Below are 20,431 nucleotides of genomic sequence, written 5' to 3' on the forward strand. Positions count from 1 at the left end.
AGAAGTCAGATTCGGGTGAGACCCGAAGTTTCAAGCCGCACGCGAAAAAAGGTCAGACGACTCGGACCTTGACCTTGGCGTGCTCGTTGATACCCATCGCGCCAAAGAAGAGGGCGACCAGGCGGTGCGAATCGGCAAAGTTGACCGTGCGGTTCTCGCTGCGGCGTGCGAGCACCCAGTTCAGCAGGTCGCCGGCGGCGATGAAGTCGACACGGATCAGCTTGGCACACGAGACGTTGACGATCGCGGCCGTGCCGAGTCTCGTTGTTCATCTTGGTGAGCGTGGCGCTGATGTCGCCCACCAGCTGGCCCGACAGTTCGACGCGCGCCACTTCCACCACGCCAGGCTCGTCGATGATCTGCGACTCCTGGAAGGTGGTCGACACATCGCTCACCACCGACATCGGCGGCGACTGCGTGCTGACCGTCGCACCACTGATGCGGGCCTGGCAGGTCGCCGGCTCCCACGACGGGGGCGACACCTCGTAGGTCACGCAGTAGTCGATGGCCGCTTCGTCGAACTGGTCGGGGCGGTTGGCGATGCGCAGCACATCGAGGCGCAGCTGCCAGTAGACCGGGTCGGCGTCGCGCACGCCGGTGGGGGCCGCGTCTTGAATGACTTCCAGCAGGCGCTCGCCGCTCAGCCAGCGCATGTCGAGCGTCTGCGGCATCCAGGTGCGGAAGAGTTCGGACAGGCGGGCGGCGCCTTCCACGTCGATGCTCTTGAGGCCGCTCCAGTCGAACACCCACGGCAGCGGCATCTGCAGCGTCTGCGAGCGCAGCTTGGCCACGGCTTCGGCGTCGAGCGCGGCCGGGCAGACCCAGCCGACCTGGCCATCGACACGCGTGCGGGGCTGGCGTTCCTCGCTGGCGGCTTCGGCCACCATCTTGGGCATCGAGAACCATTGCGGTGCCGACCAGCCGAACGCCTGCGCGTAGTCGATCGCGAGGCTCTCGAACTTGTGCTGCTGGCCGATCGCCCGGTAGAGGTCGAAGAGGGCCAGCCAGGTTTCGGCATGCTGGGCACGCGGACCACCCTGGCCCGTCAGGCCGGCCAGCGATTGTTCGCACAGCTCGAAGTCGGCGTTGGCGAACGCGATGACGGCTTCGTCGAGTTCGGGGTCGTGAGCGACTTCGCTCAGCTCGGCGAACTGGCTGCCAGTGCCGGCGTCGAGGTCGAGCGGGGCCATGTTCGGCGGCAGGCCGGCTGCGGGCGCGGCGGCCGCGACAGGCGCAGGTGCCGGCCGCGCGGCGGGGTGTTGCTGTTGCGGCGCGGGCGGCGTGGCGCCGTCGTCGGGCTGCGTGCGGGCATAGCCCATCGCTGCCGGCTGGGTGGGTGCTTCGTAGAACTGGGGTGTACGGCGCGGCGACGGCGAGGCAAGGCCATCGCCCACCATTTGCTGTTCGATCTCGTCGATCTTGGCCTTGACGCCGCTGTCTTGTTTGGCGCCCGACTCGGGCATGCGGGCTTCGGAGTCGTCTAGCCGCGACGAGCCGCCGAGCGCGGCAAGTTGCTCGCCGGTCAGGCCTTCGCGGCGCACTTTGCGCAGCATGTCGAACTCACGCTTGCGGACGAAGTCGTTGCGCCGCTTGCGCTCGATCATCGCCTTGAGTTCGGACTTGGCGTATTCGCTTTCGCGAGCGTCTTCAGAAGGCGTACCAAGCTGCGCCCAGTCGGTGGCCGGGTTGGCCACGAACTTGACCACCTTACGGAAGAAGCTGTTGCTGTCTTTCGAGTCCGCCATGGGAAAGGGTTGTCGCGCGGCGGGTTCAGTCGCCGAACATCTTCTGTTTCAGCTCGCGCCGCTGCTGGGCTTCGAGGGACAGTGTAGCGGTCGGGCGCGCGATGAGCCGGCCCAGGCCGATGGGCTCGCCGGTTTCATCGCAAAAGCCATAGTCGCCGGCATCGATGCGGGCCAGCGACTGCGAGATCTTCTTCAGGAGCTTGCGCTCGCGGTCGCGGGTGCGCAGCTCCAGCGCGTGCTCTTCCTCGATGGTGGCGCGGTCGGCCGGGTCGGGCACGATGGTCGTGTCTTCGCGCAGGTGCTCGGTGGTTTCACCGGCGTTGCTGAGCAGGTCGTCCTTGAGCGTCTGCAGCTTGGTGCGGAAGAACTCCAGCTGCTTCTCGTTCATGTACTCCGAGTCGGGCATGGCCAGCACTTCGGCCTCGGTCAGATCGCGGCCAGCCTTGGACTTCCAGGCGTTCGCGAGCTTGGGGTCGGACTTGTGCGGCGTCTTCACCGCATCGGCCAGGATCGGGTCGACCATGCGTGCCGGCGGGCGAGGGGGCGCGAAACGATCGGCAAAGCGCGAGGTGGCCGGCGGGACCGGCGCCGGGGTGGATGCAGCGGCAGAGGCACGCGCCGCTGCTGACATCTTGGGCTGGGGCGTCTTGGCAGGCTTGGGCGGTTCGGCGGGGGGAGCGGGTACGGCTGTCTTGGTCACGGTCACAGTTTTGACGGGTTCCGGTGCTGCTGCAGTCTTGGCCACCGGCTTGGCGGGCGCGGTCTTGGCGGGCGTGGGCTTGGCCGCAGGTGCCGCAACAGGTTTGGCGACGACCTTGGCGGCAGGTTTTGCAGCAGGTTTCGGAGGGGGGGTCTTGGAGGCGGGTTTGAGGGGTTTTGCGGGAGCTTTGGCGGCGGCCTTGGTCTTGGAGCTGGCGGCCGGTTTGGCGGAGGTCTTGCTCGCGGGTGCCGCGGCTTTCGTGGCCGGCTTCTTGGCGGCCGGCGCTGGCTTCTTGGCCGCTGGCTTGGTGGGAGTGGGACGCTTCACCGGGGTCTTGGTCACTGAAGTCTCCTCGCAACGGCGGTTATACCCGCTCTGCAGGGCCCTGGGTTGGCCACCAGCCCCGTTTTGAGCGCCGCGGATTGTAGCCACGTTGTTTGCCGGTCAAAGTGCATCTTCCAGCCTCTATTTATTCGGATCTTGCGAGTCGGCCACCCCCAGCTGTCGCGGGCCTGACGGCCTGTCCAGGCCAGGCCCTGCGCCACCTCAGGCCAGGCATTGCTCCAGTCCCTGCTCGAGGATCTCCCGCGGCAGGTCCACCCCGATGAAGACCAGCTTGCTGGTCTTTTTCTCGCCCTTGGCCCAAGCCGGGCCCAGGTCGCTGCCCATCAGCTGGTGCACGCCCTGGAAGATCACCTTCTTGTCCGACCCCTTCATATAGAGAACACCCTTGTAGCGCAGCATCTTGGGGCCATAGACCTGCACGATGGCGCCGAGGAAGTCTTCCAGCTTGGCCGGGTTGAAGGGCTTTTCGGAGCGGAAGACGAAGGACTTCACGTCGTCATCGTGCGCATGGTGGTGCGGGTGGTCGCAGTGTTCGCCATGCTCGTGGTCGTGATCATGGTCGTGGTGATGATGATGATGGCCGTGGTCGTCGGCCTTGAGGAAATCGGGGTCGATGTCGAGCTTGGCGTTGAGGTTGAAGCCACGCAGGTCGAAGACTTCCGCGATCGGCACTTCGCCGAAATGCACCTTTCGCTGCGGCGCCCGCGGGTTCATGTGCTTGATGCGGTGGGTGAGGTCGGCCACGGAGGCTTCGTCGACGAGGTCGGTCTTGCTGATGAAGATCTGGTCGGCGAAGCCGATCTGGCGGCGCGCTTCCTGGCGGGCGTCAAGCTGGTCGTTGCCGTGCTTCGCGTCCACGAGCGTCAGGATGGAGTCGAGCAGGTAGCTCTCGGCGATCTCGTCGTCCATGAAGAAGGTCTGAGCGACGGGGCCGGGGTCGGCCAGGCCGGTGGTCTCGATCACCACCCGGTCGAACTGCAATTCGCCCTTGCGGCGCTTGGCGGCCAGGTCGCTCAAGGTCGTGCGCAGGTCTTCGCGGATGGTGCAGCAGACGCAGCCGTTGTTGAGCTGGATGATCTGCTCCTTGCTGTCCTGCACCAGGATCTCGTTGTCGATGTTCTCGTCGCCGAACTCGTTTTCCACCACGGCGATCTTCTGGCCGTGCGCCTCGCTGAGCACCCGCTTGAGCAGGGTGGTCTTTCCGGAGCCGAGGAAGCCGGTGAGGATGGTGGCGGGGATGAGACTCATGATGAAACCCGGTGTTGGCGATGGGAAGCGCCCCACGTGGGGGCGGTGGAAAAGGGTTCAAGGTACCAGATGTGTCAAGCGTCCGCACGGCGCGCGACCCGGCTTCAGTTAAGCTTTTGGGGTCTGAACTTCCCGCAAAGCGGCCTGATGGCTGACCCTCACCCGAGTCGATACCCCAAGGGTGCTGACAAACACGCATCCCATGTCGACAAGCGCAGCCTGTTTGAGCGCCTGGTCGAATTTGTCTCCCCCGGCCCCGACTCGAAAGACGAGCTGATCGAAACGCTGGCCGATGCCGAGCACCGGGAGCTGATCGCGCCCGAGTCGCGCATGATGCTCGAAGGCGTCATCCGCATGGCCGACCTCACCGCGGGCGATGCCATGGTGGCGGCGCCCCGCATGGACGTGCTCGACATCGATTCGCCCTACGACGAGCTGCTCGAGATCGTGATCGACACCGGCCACTCGCGCTTTCCCGTCTACGAAGGCAAGCGCGAGAACATCATCGGCACGCTGATGGCGAAAGACCTGCTCAAGCTGCAGCGCGCGCCCGAGCTGAACCTGCGCACGCTCTTGCGCCCGGCCGTCTTCGTGCCCGAGTCCAAGGGCTTGAACGAGCTGCTGCGCGACTTCCGCGCCAACCGTAACCACCTCGCGATGGTGATCGACGAGTTCGGCAACACCGCCGGCCTCATCACCATCGAAGATGTGCTGGAAGAGATCGTCGGCGAGATCGAAGACGAGTTCGACGACAAGAACAGCGAGACCGGCATCTACACCCTGGCCGACGGCAGCCACCGCGTGGCGGGTGATGCCGACATCTCGGCCGTCAACGAGGCCTTCGTCGTCAACCTGCCTGAAGACGAGTTCGACACCATCGGCGGCCTGGTGGCCCATGCGCTTGGGCGTGTGCCGCGGCGCGGTGAGGCGGTGCCGCTTGGCAGCCTCGTCTTCACCGTGATGCTCACGCGGGGCGGTGCGGTGCGCTGGTTCAAGGTCACGCGGGCGCCGGAAGTCGCGGTGGGCACCGATGGTGCGTGACCGCGAGACCCCGGGCCGTTCCTCCACGAGCGGGCGGCGCAAGCCGCCTCGAAGTTCTGCGTCCGACGGCCTCCTGCTCGGCCTCGACATCCTCTTCGCCGTGCTGCTGGGGGCGGCGCACGCGCTGCCCACTGCGTACCCGGTGGTGTGGTGGCTGCAGCTGCTGTGCGTGGCGGGCTTTGCCTGGCAGGTGAGCCGTGCGAGCCCCGGCCGCGCGGCGCTGGTGGCCTGGGTCTTCTCCACCGCCTGGGGCGTGAGCGGCACCTGGTGGCTCTACGTCAGCATGCATCAGTACGGCGGCCTGCCGGCCTGGATGTCGGGGGCGGCGGTCCTGGCCTTGAACGCCTTCCTCGGGCTGTACCTCGCGATCACGATGGCGGTCTTTGCACGGCTGCGCCGCCACCGTGCACTGCTCGATGCGCTGCTCTTTGCGGCCTGCTGGATGCTCGCCGAGCTGGCGCGCGGCGTGATCTTCACCGGCTTCCCCTGGGCGGCGTCGGGCTATGCGCACATCGACAGCCCCCTGGCCAACCTCGCGCCGTGGATCGGCGTCTATGGCGTCGGTTTCGTGTGTGCGGCACTCGGTGCCGGCCTGGTGCTCGGCATGCATGTCATCGGCCGGCGCAGTGCCGGTGCGATGCTGGGCCTGGGCGTGAGCGCCACGGTGCTGATCGCCCTCGCGCTGATCAAGCCGGTGCCCTTCACCCGGCCGAGCGGCACGCTCACGCTCACGCTTCTGCAGAGCAACGTGCCACAAGACCAGAAGTTCGCCGAAGCCACCTTGCCGCAGACGCTCGACTGGGCGCAGCGCCAGTTGCTGGCTGCCAAGGGCCAGCTTGTGATCGGCCCCGAGACCGTGGTGCCACTGCTGCCCGAGCAGCTGCCGGCCAACTACTGGAAGCCGCTCGCACTGCACTTCCAGGGGGAGCAGGCGGCCTTGATCGGGCGACCGCTCGGCAGCTTCGAGGCCGGCTACACCAACTCGGTGGTCGGCGTGTCGCGCGACACGGTCAAGTGGCCGGGCGGCTACTACCGCTACGACAAGCATCACCTGGTGCCGTTCGGCGAGTTCATCCCCACGGGCTTTCGCTGGTTCACCGAGATGATGAACATCCCGCTCGGCGACTTCAGCCGTGGCCTGCGCGTGCCGCCCTCGTTCGCCTTCAAGGGCGAGCGCATCGCGCCCAACATCTGCTACGAAGACCTGTTTGGCGAAGAGCTGGCCGCCCGTTTCATCGAGATGAACGAAGCGCCGACAATCTTCGCCAACATCAGCAACATCGCATGGTTCGGCGACACCATCGCGGTGAACCAGCACCAGATCATCTCGCGCATGCGCTCGCTCGAATTCCAGCGCCCGATGGTGCGGGCTACCAACACCGGCGCGACGGTGGTGATCGACCACCACGGTGTGGTCACCCATTCGCTGCCGCCGTTCACGCAAGGTGTGCTCGACGCCCAGGTCGAAGGCCGGCAGGGGCTGACGCCCTACGCCTGGTGGGCCTCGCGCTACGGCTTGTGGCCCCTGGTGGCAGTGGCCCTGGTGCTGATGCTCATGACCTTGCCGCTGCGCCGCAAAGAGTGACGGGCGCAAGCAGGGCGGCCTTTAAAATCGCGCGTTTTCACCGAGTGGCCACGTCGCGGCCCACCACCATGCTGACCTTCCAGCAAATCATCCTGCGCCTGCAAGACTACTGGGATCGCCAGGGCTGCGCCCTGCTGCAGCCCTACGACATGGAAGTCGGCGCCGGCACCAGCCACACCGCCACCTTCCTGCGCGCGCTCGGCCCCGAGCCCTGGAAGGCCGCCTACGTGCAACCGAGCCGCCGCCCGAAAGACGGCCGCTACGGCCAGAACCCCAATCGCCTGCAGCACTACTACCAGTACCAGGTGGTGTTGAAGCCCGCGCCCGACAACATCCTCGACCTCTACCTCGGCTCGCTCGAAGCGCTGGGCTTCGACCTGAAGAGCAACGACGTGCGCTTCGTCGAAGACGACTGGGAGAACCCCACACTCGGCTGCTGGGGCCTGGGCTGGGAGGTGTGGCTCAACGGCATGGAGGTCACGCAGTTCACCTACTTCCAGCAGGTGGGTGGCATCGAGTGCAAGCCCATCACCGGCGAGATCACCTATGGGCTGGAGCGCCTCGCCATGTACCTGCAGGGCGTCGACAACGTCTACAACCTGAAGTGGACCGACACGCTCAGCTATGGCGACGTCTACCTGCAGAACGAGGTCGAGCAGAGCACCTACAACTTCGAGCATTCCGACGTCGACTTCCTGCTGCAGGCTTTTGCTGCACACGAGAAGCAGGCCAAGTACCTGATGGAGCAGCAGCTCGCGCTGCCCGCCTACGAGCAGGTGCTCAAGGCCGGCCACACCTTCAACCTGCTCGATGCGCGCGGTGCGATCAGCGTGACCGAGCGCGCGGCCTACATCGGCCGCATTCGCAACATCTCGCGCAGCGTGGCGCAGAGCTACCTCGACAGCCGCGCCCGGCTGGGCTTTCCAATGGCGCCGAAGGCCTGGGCCGATGAAGTCGTGGCCCAGCTCGACAAGAACAAGAAGGCGGCGTGATGACGACGAAGAACCTGCTGGTCGAACTCTTCGTCGAAGAGCTGCCGCCGAAAGATCTGAAGAAGTTCGGCGCCTCGTTCTCGTCGGTGCTGGCCGAGAGCCTGAAGGCCCACGGCCTCAGCACGGAGCACTCCGCGGTCACCTCGTTTGCCTCGCCGCGCCGCCTCGCCGTGCATATCAGCGCCGTGCGCCTCCAGGCCGACGACAAGGCGGTGTCGCTCAAGCTCGTGCCGGTGAGCGTGGGCCTCGACGCTGCCGGCCAGCCGACGCCGGCGCTCCTGAAGAAGCTCGCAAGCGTCGGTGCCGATGCGTCGGTCGTGCCCAAGCTGCGTCGCCAGGTCGACGGCAAGGCCGAAGCGCTTTTCTACGACAGCACCGCCAAGGGCATCACACTCGCCGCGGGTCTGCAGGAAGCACTCGACAAGACGCTGGCCCAGCTGCCCATCCGCAAGGTCATGCAGTACCAGCTGGCCGATGGCTGGAGCAGCGTGAACTTCGTGCGCCCCGCGCATGGTCTTGTCGTGCTGCACGGCGCCGACGTGGTGCCGGTGCGCGTGCTTGGCCTCACGGCCGGCCGCGACACCCACGGCCACCGCTTCGAAGCCAAGGTCGATCCGGTGGTGATTCAAGACGCCGACCACTACGCCCAGCAGCTCGAAGAGCAGGGCGCCGTGATCGCAAGCTTCGAGCAGCGCCACGGAGAGATCGTGCGCCAGCTGCAGCACGAGGCCGGCAAGCTCGGCCTCACGCCCATCGACGACCAGGCCCTGCTCGACGAGGTGACCGCCCTCGTTGAGCGCCCCAACGTGCTGCTGTGCGAGTTCGAGAAAGAGTTTCTGGACGTGCCGCAGGAGTGCCTCATCCTCACGATGAAGGCCAACCAGAAGTACTTCCCGCTGCTCGACGCGCACGGCAAGCTGACGAACAAGTTCCTCATCGTCAGCAACATCCGCCCCGAAGACCCGAGCCGCGTGGTCGGCGGCAACGAGCGTGTGGTGCGCCCGCGCCTGGCCGACGCCAAGTTCTTCTTCGACCAGGACCGCAAGAAGACGCTCGCCTCGCGCGTGCCCGGCCTCGCCAAGGTGGTCTACCACGGCAAGCTCGGCACCCAGGGTGAGCGCGCCGAGCGGGTGCAGGCCATCGGCCACGCCATCGTCAACCTGCTGCGCCTGGCGACCGTGCCCTACTCGGTCGACGACAAGGACCACTTCGACGTGCTCGACAGCAAGGTGCGCGAAGCCTCGCTGTTGGCCAAGGCCGACCTGCTGACCGACATGGTCGGCGAGTTTCCCGAGCTGCAGGGCGTGATGGGCGGCTACTACGCCCGCCACGAGGGCTTGCGTGACGGCGTGGCCATCGCGATCGAAGACCACTACAAGCCGCGCTTCGCCGGCGACGCACTGCCGCGCAACCACACCGGCACCGTGCTCGCCCTGGCCGACAAGCTGGAGACGCTGGTCGGCCTTTTTCGGCATCGGGCAGCTGCCCACCGGCGACAAGGACCCGTTCGCGCTGCGCCGCCATGCGCTCGGCGTGCTGCGCATCCTGACCGAGAAGGGCCTGCACCTTCAGGTCGACGAGCTGGTGAAAGCGGCGCTGCCGGCCTTTGGCGAGCTGATCGAGGACCCCACCGAAGCGCTGTCCACCTTCATCTACGAACGCCTGGCCGGCACGCTGCGCGAGCAGGGCTACAGCGCCCACGAAGTCGATGCCGTGCTGGCGCTGCGCCCGGCGCCGAGCGAGGTGCCCAAGCGCCTCGCGGCGGTGCGTGCGTTTGCGGCGCTGGCCGAGTCGGCCTCGCTCGCCGCGGCCAACAAACGCGTGGGCAACATCCTGAAGAAGGCGGAAGGCGCTGTCGAGGCGAAGGTCGACACGGCGCTGTTGAAGGAGCCGGCCGAAGCCGCGCTCTACGAGTCGCTGCAGAAGGTCAAGCCCAAGGCCGATGCCGCCTTCGACGCTGGCGACCAGACGGCTTCGCTGCAGGCGCTGGCCGCGCTCAGGGCGCCAGTCGATGCCTTCTTCGACCAGGTGATGGTCAACGCCGAAGACGCCGCGCTGCGGGCGAACCGCCTGGGCCTGCTCGCCACCCTGCACGCCGCGATGAACCGTGTCGCCGACCTGTCCCGATTGGCCACGTGATGAGACACGAGCAGGGTGCGATGAACCTCATCATCCTCGACCGCGACGGCACCATCAACGAGGACCGCGACGACTTCGTCAAGTCGGCCGAGGAGTGGGTGCCCCTTCCGGGCGCGCTCGAAGCCATTGCACGCCTGAACCAGGCCGGCTGGCAGACCGTGATCGCCACCAACCAGTCGGGCCTCGGCCGCGGCCTCTTCGACATGGCGGCGCTCAACGCCATGCACACCAAGATGAATGCAGCCCTCGCCCGGGTGGGCGGCCGAATCGGCGCGGTCTTCTTCTGCCCGCACGCACCCGAAGACCAATGCAGTTGCCGCAAGCCCCTGCCCGGTCTGTATGAACAGATCGGCGAGCGCTATGGCGTCGACCTGCGCAAGGTGCCGGTGGTGGGCGACTCCGCCCGCGACCTCGAAGCCGCGGTTGCAGCCGGTTGCCCGCCCCACCTCGTGCGCACCGGCAAGGGCGCGGCCCTCAGCGACGCGCAGATCGCCCAGATGGAACAGCAGATCCCCGAGCTGCAGGTGCATGCCGACCTGGCCGCCTTTGCCGAACACATGATCCAGCGCGAACGCACGGCCCGCAGCGGCAAGGCCGACTCCGGCTTCGGGAGGCTCGACTGATGCGCACCCTCTGGTACGCCCTGCGCTCGGCCTTCTTCGTGCTCTGGATGTCGGTGACGGTGATCCCCTGGGCGATCGCGGTCATCCTCTACTCGGCCTTCGTGCGCGGCGACAGGATGTACTGGGCCTGCGCCGGCTGGTTGATGCAGTCGATGTGGATCTGCCGCGTCGTCTGCGGCGTCAAGCCGCGTGTCACCGGCATGGAGAACCTGCCCGACACCGGTGTCATCCTGCTGCCCAAGCACCAGTCGACCTGGGAGACCTTCTTCTTCCCCACGCTGATGCCGCACCCGCTCGCCTACGTGTTCAAGCGCGAGCTGCTCTACATCCCCTTCTTCGGCTGGGCGATGGCGCGCATGGACATGATCCACATCGACCGCAGCCGGCGCACCGAGGCCTGGAACAAAGTGGCCGAGCAGGGCAAGCGGCTGATGGACAACGGCAACTGGGTGATCATGTTCCCCGAGGGCACCCGTGCGGCGCGCGGCCAGAAGGGCACCTACAAGGTCGGCGGCACGCGCCTGGCCTGCTCGACCGGCCGGCCGGTGGTGCCGATCGCGGTCACGTCGGCGCGGTGCTGGCCGCGCAAGAGTTTCCTGCTGCGCCCGGGCATCGTCGACGTGTCGATCGGCAAGCCGATTCCTTCGGTGGGCCGCGAGCCCGACGAGTTGATGCGCGAGGTCGAGGACTGGATCGAGTCCGAGATGCGCCGGCTCGACCCCGAGGCCTACGCCGGCCAGGGCACGGACCCCAGAACCTAGAATCACGGCTCATGACCCGCGGCATGCCGGCCCCATCGACACCGCAGCTTTCGCTGTTCGATGAGCCGACGCCGGCAGACGCAGCGCCCGCCGCGCCGGCGCCGCAGGCCCACGCCGCACCGTCCGCGCCCTCGATTCCCTCGCCGCCTGCCGTGCCCCTTGCCGCCGTGCTGGCCCCCGCCGTCTTCCGCCACCCCAACGCCCAGCGCGAGATCCGCCTGCGCGAGCACACCGTCGCCTATGCGCTGCGCCGTGCGCGCCGCAAGAGCATCGGCTTCGTCGTCGGCATCGAAGGCCTGAGCGTGGCCGCCCCCAAGTGGGTCGGCATCGGCGAGATCGAATCGGCGCTGCGCGAGAAGGGCGACTGGATCCTGCGCAAGCTCGCCGAGCAGCAGGAGCGCGCGCAGCGGCTGCAGGCTGCCAAGGTCGACTGGCGCGACGGCACCGGCATCCCCTTCCTCGGTGAGACGGTGATCATCGTGCTCGACGTGCGCGCCGGTCTCACGCGTGGCGGGGCGGTGCTCAACACCGACGCCGAGGCGCTGCCCGGCGTGCCGCGCCTCACGCTGCACGTGGGCCTGCCGCACACCGCCACGCCGGAGCAGATCCGCGACGTGGTGCAGAGCTGGCTGCAGCGCCAGGCGCGGCGGGTGTTCGAAGAGCGTCTCACACACTTCGCGCAGCAGCTCGGGGTGCGCTACACGCGGCTCTCGCTGTCGTCGGCGCAGACGCGCTGGGGCAGCGCCGGGGCCGATGGAGCCATCCGCCTCAACTGGCGCCTGATCCATTTCGCCATGCCGCAGATCGACTACGTGGTGGCACACGAGCTGGCGCATCTGCGCGAGATGAACCACAGCGCGCGCTTCTGGGACGTGGTGCGTTCGGTGATGCCCGACTACGAGCAGGTGCGCAGCACCCTGAAAGACGACGTGCTGCCGGTGTTCGACTAGGGCCTGTTAACACTAAAAGGGCAGCCGCGCTGAAGCCTGAAGGCGTGCACGGCAAGGCGCAGGCGAGGCCGTGTGCCTGTGGCACACAACGAGCCTGCAACGCCGCCGAGCGCGCCTTCAGGCTTCGGCCCTGCGGGTGATCTCATTAAAAGCCCGCCCTCAGCGTTGCAAATGCTCGCTGTAGCCACAGCTACAGCTGCGCTTTGCGCCTCGATGGCGGGCTTTTGATGAGTCACGCGGCTGCCATTTTAGTGTTAACAGGCCCTAGGCGTGGGTGCCCCTCAGGCCTGCGCCATCGAGCCGATCCACCGCCGGAACACCTCGACGGCCTTCTTTCCGTCGGTGGCCTTGCGCGTACAGAAGAAGTAGCCGCGGCCGGTCGATACGCTCAGGTCGAACGGCAGGACGAGTTCACCCGAGGCCAGCTCCCGCTCGATCAGGCAGGGCTGCAGCACGGCCACCCCCATGCCCGAAGCGGCCGCAACGATCAGGTTGTTCGCGAGATCGAAGCCGTCCCCGAGCCGCAGCTTGGTGGTCTCGACCTTGGCGGTGCTCAGCCACAAACGCCAGTTGTCGGGGAAGTTGGTGTGGTGCAGCAGGGCCTCGTTCAGCAGGTCGCCCGGACCTTTCAGGCGCGCGGCGATGGCGGGGGTGCACACCGGCGTGATCTCGCGGCCGATCAGGTAGCGCGCCGAAATGCCGCGCGGCCAGCGGGTGGCGGGCCGCTTGAGGTAGATCCATGCGTCGACGTCGTCGCGCAGGAAGTCCTCGTTGTGGTGGAACTGGCGCAACTCCACGCGGATGCCCGGATGGGCCGCCTGAAACGCGCCGAGCCGGGGCATCAGCCAGCGTGTGCCGAGCGTGGGAACGACGCTCAGGCGCAGGGTGCTGCGCTGCACGGGCGATTCGGCGAACTCGCCGAAGGCGCGTTCCAGCTCGACGAGGCTCGGTTCGATGCGGGCCTGCAGGGCCCTTGCGGCGGCGTTCGGCCTCACCCCTTGTGCGTTGCGTTCGAACAGCGTGCAGCCGACCCGCCGTTCGAGCCGCCCGACGGCCCGGCTCACGGCGGCTTGTGTCACGCACAGCTGGTCGGCCGCCTGGCGCATGGAGCCGGTGCTGCACACGCTCAGGAACGCATGCAGCTCAACGAGAGAGGCCGACCGGATCTTCATGGTGATGACATTGTGACAACACGGCGGATCAATTTGTTGCTTCCCAGCACCGGGTGCGGCTCCTACGCTGAGTCCATTCGTCAACCACAACCCAAAAGAGGTTCGTCCATGAAAGTCGGAGTCCATCGTCGCCACCTGCTGGGCGCCACTGCGGGGCTGCTGGGCTGCAGCTCGCTGCCCGCCTGGGCCCAGGCCGCGCGCTACCCCAGCCGCCCGATCACGTTCGTGGTGCCGTTTGCGCCTGGCGGCGCGGTGGACATCTCGGGCCGCGCGATGGCCGATCGTCTGACCAAGGTCCTTGGGCAGCCGATCGTCGTCGAAAACCGTGCTGGCGCGGCGGGCGCCATCGGCACCACCCATGTGGCAAAAGCGCCGCCGGACGGCTACACGCTGGTCGTCACGTCGCAGTCGACGCACGTGGTCAACCCGGCCGTGTCGCCGAACCTGAGCTACCACGCCGAAAACGACTTCGCACCGATCACCCTGATCGATCGGCTGGCCAACGTGCTGCTGGTGAATGCGTCATTGCCCGTGAAGACCTTCGATGAGTTCGTCGCCTTTGCGCGTGCGAATCCGAACAAGTGGAACTATGCGAGTTCGGGCCCCGGCTCGGTGGCCCACATCAGCATGGAGCTGCTCAAGGCCAGGCTGGGCTTGTCGCTGGAGCACGTGCCGTACAAGGGCGCCGGCCCGGCGCTGACGGACCTGCTCTCGGGCACGGTGCAGATGACCTGGAACAACCTGACCTCGAACCTGGCGAACATCGTCAACGGCAAATTGCGTGCACTGGCCGTGGCGGCACCGCAGCGCATACCGCAGCTGCCCTCGGTGCCCACCTTCGACGAACTCAAGCTCCCCGAGCTGAACCTCACCTCGTGGACGGGCCTGGCGGCTCCCGCCGGCACACCGCCCGCGATCGTGTCGCGGCTTTACGAAGCCATGCGCAGCGTCCTCAACGACCCGGCGACGAAAACCGCGTGGGAGGCCCGCGGCGCCATCTTGCCCCAGGCCATCACCCCGGCCCAGTACAAGCAGGAGATCTCGGAGCGCATCGAGTTCTTCCGGAGCACGATCAAGAAGCACAAGATCGTGCTGGAGTGAGGTTCTTGCCATGACGCCTGTCATCCTATCGGGCCCACCGGCCGGCACCCCGCCCATGCCCCTGGTCTGCGACTCGCCCCACAGCGGCACCCACTACCCTGACGATTTCGACCATGCGGTGGAGCTCGCCGCGCTGCGCCGCAGCGAAGACACCCATGTCGAGGCGCTGTGGTCCGGCGTGCCACTGGTGGGCGGCAGCCTCATCGCCGCTACTTTTCCGCGCAGCTACATCGACCCGAACCGCCTGGAGTCCGACATCGACGTGGCCATGCTCGACGGTCCCTGGCCGCATCGTGCAAGCCCGTCGCCGCGCTGCATCGAACAAGGCAACGGCCTGGTCTGGCGCCTCACCCCCGAGTTCCTGCCCATCTACGCCCGCCGGCTCAGCGTGGGCGAGGTGGAGCGCCGCATCCAACACTATTGGAGGCCCTACCGCCAGGTGGTCGACGACCAGCTGCGCCGCGTGGCCGAGCGCTTTGGCGGGTGGTGGCACCTGAACCTGCACTCCATGCCGAGCAACGCCTATGAACGGCTTGGGCTCAAGGCGCGGTGCGTCGCCGACGTCGTGCTCGGCGACCTCGACGGCAGCACCTGCGCGCCGGAGTTTCTCGACGTGGTGGCCGCGGCCTTCAAGCTGCGCGGCTACACGGTCTCGGTCAACGATCCGTACAAGGGGCAGGACCTGATCCGCAGCTCGGGCCAGCCCGCGAACAACCGCCACAGCCTTCAGATCGAAACCAACCGCGCCTTGTACATGGATGAGCAGACGCGCGAGCGCAACGCCCACTTCATCACCCTGAAGCGCGACATCGACCACGTGCTGCGCGACGTGTCCGCGTTCGTTCAGGCCTGTCTCGTTCACTGACGCGGTGTGAGAGGAGCCACGATGGCAACCCACCGACTTCTTCGGATCTTGTTCATCGCGGCCCTGGCCTTCGGGGGCGTGCGGCCCGCGGCAGCGCAAGAGGGTGCAAGCCCCGGTGTGCACCCTGACCGCATCGTGCTCGGCCAGTCGGCCAAGCTGAGCGGCAGTGGCGGCACGCAGGCCGGCGTGCAGTACCGCGACGGCATGCTCCTGGCCTTCGGCGCCGCCAACGCGGCTGGTGGTGTGCACGGCCGGCGCATCGAGCTGCTCTCGCTCGACGACGGCAACAAGGCCGACACCGCCGCGGCCAACACGCGTTCGCTGATCGACCAGCACCGTGTCTTCGCACTCGTGGGACACACCTTCACCGCACCGGTCAAGGCAGCCTTGCCCCTGGTGCGCGAAAAGGGCATTCCCTTCCTCGCGCCGTACACCGGCTTCCCGGAGCTGTACGACGGCTCGCACCGCAACGTGTTCATGTTCCGCGCGAGCTTCGAGGACGAGCTCGCCCTGCTGGCCCGGCACATCGACACGGTGGCCTTCCAGCGTGTGGCGCTCGTCCACTACAGCACCCCCGTGGGAGAAGAGCTCCGCCAGGACGTGAGCCAGCACCTCAAGCGTTTCGGGCGCGAACTGTTGGCGTCGACCAGCATGCCGATCAACCCCAAGGATCCCCGGCAGGCTGTGCAGGCACCGGCGATGGCACTGGCCCGCAACTGCCCCAACGTGATGATCCTGGGCGTCTCCGGCAAGGACGCGGCCGCTTTCGTGAGCGCGATGAAAGCCTACGGCTGCCCGTCGATCCAGTACCTCGCCCGGGGTCTGGTCGACATCGCCGTGCTCACCCGCGAACTCGGCGCCGAAGCCCGCGGCATCATGGTGTCGCAACTCGTACCCAACCCCTTCCGTGCGAGCGCGCACCCGCTGGTCCAGGAGTACGAGCTGCGCCTGCGCCAGCGCAAGGGGGCGTCCACCACGCCCGACTTCGTGGAGTTCGAAGGGTTCATCGTCGGCAAATTCGTGGTGCAGGCCTTGCGCCGCGCGGGCCAGAAGCTCGACCGCAAGGCCTTCGTGCAGGCGCTGGAAGCCGAGCGCCTTGACGGCCCCGGCCACTACCGCCTGCAGTTCGGCGCCGGCAAGCGCGTGGGCACCCAGTACGTCAACTTCGTCATGATTTCCGAGCAGGGGCGCATCGTCGACTGATCGCGATGAGTCGCGCGCAACTTCTTCGAAACGCCGTCGGCCCCGAGGCGCACCGTGCGCATCCTGCTCGCTGAAGACGAACGGCCGCTCGCCGAATGGCTGCTCAAGGCGCTGCAGCCCGCGGGGTTCAAGCTCGACTGGTTCAATGACGGGGCCATGGTCCTGCGCGAACTGCTCGGCCGCCACGACTACGACGCGCTGGTGCTCGATCTCGGTTTGCCGGGGTGCTCGGGCCGCGAGGTGCTGGCGCAGTTGCGCCGGCACGACCGCCGCCTGCCCGTGCTGGTGCTGACGGCGCGCAACTCGCTGTCCGAGCGCATCGCCGTGCTCAACGAGGGCGCCGATGATTTCATGTCGAAGCCGTTTGCGCTGCCCGAGCTGGAGGCGCGGTTGATCGCGCTGATCCGGCGCTCGCGCGGGGTGGCGCACCCTCGTTTCGCATGTGGGCCCCTGGGTTTCGACGGCGTCAGTCGCCAGTTCCGGCTCAATTCCGAGCCGCTTGCGCTGTCGCGCCGCGAGCACACGCTGCTCATGAGCCTGCTGCAGCGCAGCGGCGAGCCGCTCACCCGCCAGCAGATCATCGACCGTGTCTTTGCCGATGACGACGACGTCCAGCCGGGCGCGGTCGACGTGATCGTGCACCGGTTGCGCAAGCGCCTGGCCCATGCCGGTGTGCGCGTGTCCACCTACCGGGGGCTGGGCTACGTGCTCGAAGAGGAGGGTGCGGCGGAGCCTGAAAAGAGGGGCGTCCATGACCTTCCATGGACGCCCCGAGGCCCCGCTCTCACCCGGGTTTCAGAAGTTGTGCCGCAGCCCGGCTTCAAAGCCCGTCGAATCACGGCCGCCTGCGAGCCCGGCAGGCCCGCCAGGGATGGCGAAGCTGGCCGCTCCCTTGTTGCTGATGCGGCTGGCCGTGGTGTAGAGCGCCGTGCGCTTCGACAGCGCATGCACGTAGCCCAGGCCGATCTGCGAGGCATCGTTCGCGTCGATGACGGTGGCCCCCACGCGACCTTGCAGGTTCGCGCGGTTGAACGACGCCTTCACTTCACCGGCCCCGACCGGGACCGTCGCGCCCACGAGCAGGTTGCTCTGCTTCGCGTTGCCGTACTTGAACTGCCGCGTGGCCAGGGTCAGCCGCATGAAGGACAGCGACAGATGCCCGCCGACCACGGTGTCGGTGTGGGAGCCCAGCACGGTGAGGTCGTTCTCCACCCGGTCGTGTGCCGCGGTGATGCCGAAGAGCGGATGGGTGAACCCGAGCCGTCCGCCCACCAACTTGTGCTGGCCGTTGGCCGCCGTGCCACCTTCGCCTGCCGCCACCATCAAGGCACCGTCGACGCCGCCCAGGCCCGAGGGCAGGAGGTACTGGACCGCATTGCTCGAACGCACGGTGGTGTTGCCCCCCGTGCCATACGCCGACCGGATCGGCCCGACCGGCGTGGCCGAGATGAAGGTGCCGGAGCTTGCGACACCCACGTAGCCGAAGGGGTCGTGGCGGCCCCAGCTCACGTAGCTGGGCACGAAGTCGCGGCCGATGCGGATCTCGCCCAAGGGTTTGGCGAGCAGGCTCACGGTGGCACGTCGGTCCCAGAATTGCGTGCTCGACGCGGCCGTGCCGGTGTCGACCGAGATACCGTGTTCGAGGTGGAAGCCGGCGCTCCAGCCGCCGCCGAGGTCTTCGATACCCCGAAAGCCCAGTCGGCTGGTCTGGTTGGCACCCGAGGCCAAGCTCTTGATCGACCCGACGTTCTCGTTCTTCACGTAGCGCGCGCTCGTGTCGGCGACGCCGAACAAGGTCACGCTGGATTGCGCCGAGGCCGACACGGCGCCAAAGGCACCTGCCACCGCACACGCGGCAAAGACCAGTTTCTTTTCACTTCGGTTCACGCTGCCTCCAGGCTGTTGAGCATGGAAGCGATCGTGCGGGAGCGGATCTTTCAGATCTCTTTCAATCGACGGGGCTCAACCCTGAGTGCTTGTGCCCGCTGTGCGGGGCAGGGCTCATCCAGCGTCGCCCTTGGGTGATCCGCGCGGCTTGCGACGGCCCGGTGCCGCGGCGCGCTCCAGCCGGTAGGCGAGCTGCGCCCGGGTGAGGCCGAGCTGGCGGGCGGCGGCGGCGAGGTTGCCCTTGCAGGCCGCCACCGTCTCCTGCAGCAACTGGTGCTCCAGCGCCGGCAGCGAAAGCGGCTGCGATGGGCCGAGCTGCTGGCGCAGCGTTTCCAGCAGGGTGCCCGGGCTCGCCTGGGGTTTGGCGCTCAGCGTGCCTTGTGCGCCGATCGCCAACAGCGTCTCTTCCGACAACTGCTCGCGCCTGAACATGTGGGCCACGTCGATCGGTGCGCCGTCTTCGGCCGAGATGAGGCCGCGCTCGATGAGGTTCTGCAGCTCGCGGATGTTGCCGGGGAAGGCGTAGTGCAGCATCGCGCGCACCGCGCGGGGCGTGAAGCCGGTGAGCTGGCGGCCGTGGCGCAGCGATTCGCGGCGCAGGAAGTGGTTCATCAGCAGGGGGATGTCGTCGCGCCGTTCGCGCAGCGGCGGCAGGTGGATCGGGAACACGTTGAGCCGGTAGAAGAGGTCCTCGCGAAAGCGCCCGGCGCGCACCTCGGCCTGCAGGTCCACGTTGGTGGCGGCGACCACGCGCACGTCGACCCGCAGCGTGCGCGTGCCGCCCACCCGCTCGATCTCGGACTCCTGCAGTGCGCGCAGCAGCTTGCCCTGGCTCACGAGGCTCAGGGTGCCGATCTCGTCGAGGAAGAGGGTGCCGCCGTCGGCGCGCTCGAAGCGGCCGGGGCGTGAGCTGCTCGCGCCGGTGTAGGCGCCGCGCTCCACGCCGAAGAGCTCCGACTCGATCAGCGTCTCGGGAATGGCAGCGCAGTTGACGGCGAGAAAAGGCTTGTCGGCGCGGGCGCTGATGCGGTGCAGCCGCCGTGCGAAGGCCTCCTTGCCCACGCCCGATTCGCCGGTGAAGAGCACCGTGGCCTGGCTGCGCGCCACACGCGCGAGCTGGTGGCAGGCCGAGTTGAAGGCCGACGAGGCGCCGACGATCTCGTGCCGGTCGCCGCCGTCGGGCGCGACCGGCTGCACCACGGCAGGCACCACGGTGGCCGAGGCCGGGCTTGTTTCGGCCAGGCTGCGGAAGTCGCGCGCCTGCAGGTAGCGCAGGTCTTCGCTCACGTCGGACCACGCCGCCGCGTGGCGCCCGACCACGCGGCACACGCTGGCCCCCATCGAGCGGCACTCCACTTCCCGGAACACCACCAGTTGCCCGAAGAGGCTCGTCACGTAGCCGGTGGCATAGCCGATCTGCGACCAGCACGCGGGCTCGGTGCCCAGGCCGTAGGCGGAGATGTGCTCGTCGTCCTCGCTCGAATGCTCCCAGAGGAATTCGCCTTCGTAGGTGCCGCGGTCGATGTCGAAGTCGAAGCTGAGCGGCGTGACCTTCACCGCCCCTTCGAGCGAGTGCAGGCGTGTGCCGGCCATGAACACCGCGGCCGCGTCGCCCTCGGGCCAGCGCTCGCGCACGAGCTGCGCGTCGCGCGCACCGGCCACGTAGCCGGCGCGGGTGAGCAGGCCGCGCGCGCGGTCGAGGCCCAGCGTGTCGATCAGCTCGCGCCGCAGGTGGCCCATCGCCGAGCTGTGCCACAGCAGCATGCGCTGGTCGTTCATCCAGATGCGCCCGTCGCCGGGCGAGAAGAACAGCGACTCGGTCAGCTCGGCCAGCGTGGGCGGCAGCCCTTGGTCGAAATGCGCGCTGTCGCCGCGCCGCAGCATCGAGCCGCTCTGGCGTGCCATTTCGGCCAGGGAGATCCGTGACGGTTTGGCCATGGGCAGTTTCTCAATTGATGAAATTCGGCGGGACGTGAGCCGGATTTTGTTTTCATTTGAGAAAACACGAGCCTCCGCGTAAACCCTTTGGTGCGGCGCGCAAGCGCCCCTCAGGGAAAGCACTGAGGTGGAGGCC

Annotated in this window: 15 protein-coding genes and 2 pseudogenes; 11 read left to right on the forward strand and 6 right to left on the reverse strand. The window is 67.6% G+C overall.

Annotated elements, in window-relative coordinates:
* Positions 1–5: 5 nt before the first annotated feature.
* The 3 genes from LRS03_RS21430 to LRS03_RS21440 form a co-directional block, all read right to left on the reverse strand.
* Complete coding sequence (locus LRS03_RS21430; RefSeq protein WP_257828013.1) at positions 6–1,745, reverse strand: hypothetical protein; 1,740 nt, start codon at positions 1,743–1,745, stop codon at positions 6–8.
* Positions 1,746–1,770: 25 nt separating this feature from the next.
* On the reverse strand, positions 1,771–2,787 hold the full coding sequence (dksA, locus tag LRS03_RS21435; RefSeq protein WP_257828014.1) for an RNA polymerase-binding protein DksA: 1,017 nt from the start codon (positions 2,785–2,787) through the stop codon (positions 1,771–1,773).
* Positions 2,788–2,991: 204 nt separating this feature from the next.
* Entirely contained in the window at positions 2,992–4,038 is a 1,047-nt protein-coding gene (locus LRS03_RS21440) for a CobW family GTP-binding protein (RefSeq protein WP_257828015.1), read from the reverse strand.
* Positions 4,039–4,185: 147 nt separating this feature from the next.
* Between LRS03_RS21440 and LRS03_RS21445 the strand changes: the two genes are divergently transcribed.
* From LRS03_RS21445 to LRS03_RS21475, 7 genes and pseudogenes are all read left to right on the forward strand, one after another.
* On the forward strand, positions 4,186–5,079 hold the full coding sequence (locus LRS03_RS21445) for a CorC family transporter (RefSeq protein ID WP_257828016.1): 894 nt from the start codon (positions 4,186–4,188) through the stop codon (positions 5,077–5,079).
* Positions 5,069–6,664 carry an apolipoprotein N-acyltransferase gene (gene lnt, locus LRS03_RS21450; protein WP_257828017.1) on the forward strand — a complete coding sequence of 532 codons (1,596 nt, stop codon included), beginning with the start codon at positions 5,069–5,071 and terminating at the stop codon, positions 6,662–6,664. The genes LRS03_RS21445 and lnt overlap by 11 nt, the downstream gene beginning before the upstream one ends.
* 68 nt (positions 6,665–6,732) lie before the next feature.
* On the forward strand, positions 6,733–7,656 hold the full coding sequence (glyQ, locus tag LRS03_RS21455; RefSeq protein ID WP_257828018.1) for a glycine--tRNA ligase subunit alpha: 924 nt from the start codon (positions 6,733–6,735) through the stop codon (positions 7,654–7,656).
* A pseudogene (gene glyS / locus LRS03_RS21460) lies at positions 7,656–9,795 on the forward strand (glycine--tRNA ligase subunit beta). The gene glyQ and the pseudogene glyS overlap by 1 nt, the downstream one beginning before the upstream one ends.
* A 20-nt stretch (positions 9,796–9,815) precedes the next feature.
* Positions 9,816–10,418, forward strand: coding sequence for a D-glycero-beta-D-manno-heptose 1,7-bisphosphate 7-phosphatase (gene gmhB / locus LRS03_RS21465; protein ID WP_374685069.1), 603 nt, complete (start codon positions 9,816–9,818; stop codon positions 10,416–10,418).
* Positions 10,418–11,179 (forward strand): lysophospholipid acyltransferase family protein, encoded by a 762-nt coding sequence (locus tag LRS03_RS21470; RefSeq protein ID WP_257828020.1) that lies wholly within the window; start codon positions 10,418–10,420, stop codon positions 11,177–11,179. The genes gmhB and LRS03_RS21470 overlap by 1 nt, the downstream gene beginning before the upstream one ends.
* A gap of 11 nt (positions 11,180–11,190) precedes the next feature.
* A complete protein-coding gene (locus tag LRS03_RS21475; protein ID WP_257828021.1) occupies positions 11,191–12,129 on the forward strand; it encodes a M48 family metallopeptidase in 939 nt (312 codons plus the stop codon).
* 281 nt (positions 12,130–12,410) lie between these two features.
* On the opposite strand, the gene LRS03_RS21480 is transcribed toward LRS03_RS21475, so the two are convergent.
* Entirely contained in the window at positions 12,411–13,301 is an 891-nt protein-coding gene (locus LRS03_RS21480) for a LysR substrate-binding domain-containing protein (RefSeq protein ID WP_257828022.1), read from the reverse strand.
* Between the two features lie 108 nt (positions 13,302–13,409).
* Here LRS03_RS21480 and LRS03_RS21485 point away from each other — a divergent pair, with 108 nt between their 5' ends.
* The 4 genes and pseudogenes from LRS03_RS21485 to LRS03_RS21500 form a co-directional block, all read left to right on the forward strand.
* Positions 13,410–14,402, forward strand: a complete 993-nt coding sequence (locus tag LRS03_RS21485; RefSeq protein ID WP_257828023.1) for a Bug family tripartite tricarboxylate transporter substrate binding protein — start codon at positions 13,410–13,412, stop codon at positions 14,400–14,402.
* Between the two features lie 55 nt (positions 14,403–14,457).
* Complete coding sequence (locus LRS03_RS21490; RefSeq protein WP_257828024.1) at positions 14,458–15,267, forward strand: N-formylglutamate amidohydrolase; 810 nt, start codon at positions 14,458–14,460, stop codon at positions 15,265–15,267.
* Between the two features lie 21 nt (positions 15,268–15,288).
* Complete coding sequence (locus LRS03_RS21495; protein ID WP_257828025.1) at positions 15,289–16,470, forward strand: ABC transporter substrate-binding protein; 1,182 nt, start codon at positions 15,289–15,291, stop codon at positions 16,468–16,470.
* A gap of 54 nt (positions 16,471–16,524) precedes the next feature.
* Positions 16,525–17,190: pseudogene (locus LRS03_RS21500) on the forward strand (response regulator); the annotation flags it as partial.
* 75 nt (positions 17,191–17,265) lie between these two features.
* Here LRS03_RS21500 and LRS03_RS21505 read toward each other — a convergent pair.
* Together LRS03_RS21505 and LRS03_RS21510 are read right to left on the reverse strand one after the other, a co-directional pair.
* Entirely contained in the window at positions 17,266–18,357 is a 1,092-nt protein-coding gene (locus LRS03_RS21505) for a porin (RefSeq protein WP_257828026.1), read from the reverse strand.
* A 114-nt stretch (positions 18,358–18,471) separates the two neighbouring features.
* The gene (locus tag LRS03_RS21510) at positions 18,472–20,295 is read right to left on the reverse strand and encodes a sigma-54-dependent Fis family transcriptional regulator (protein ID WP_257828027.1); all 1,824 of its coding nucleotides are present in this window, start codon (positions 20,293–20,295) and stop codon (positions 18,472–18,474) included.
* Between the last annotated feature and the right edge of the window lie 136 nt (positions 20,296–20,431).

Source organism: Rhizobacter sp. J219 (assembly GCF_024700055.1).
In the GTDB taxonomy this organism is placed as follows: Bacteria; Pseudomonadota; Gammaproteobacteria; order Burkholderiales; family Burkholderiaceae_C; genus Rhizobacter.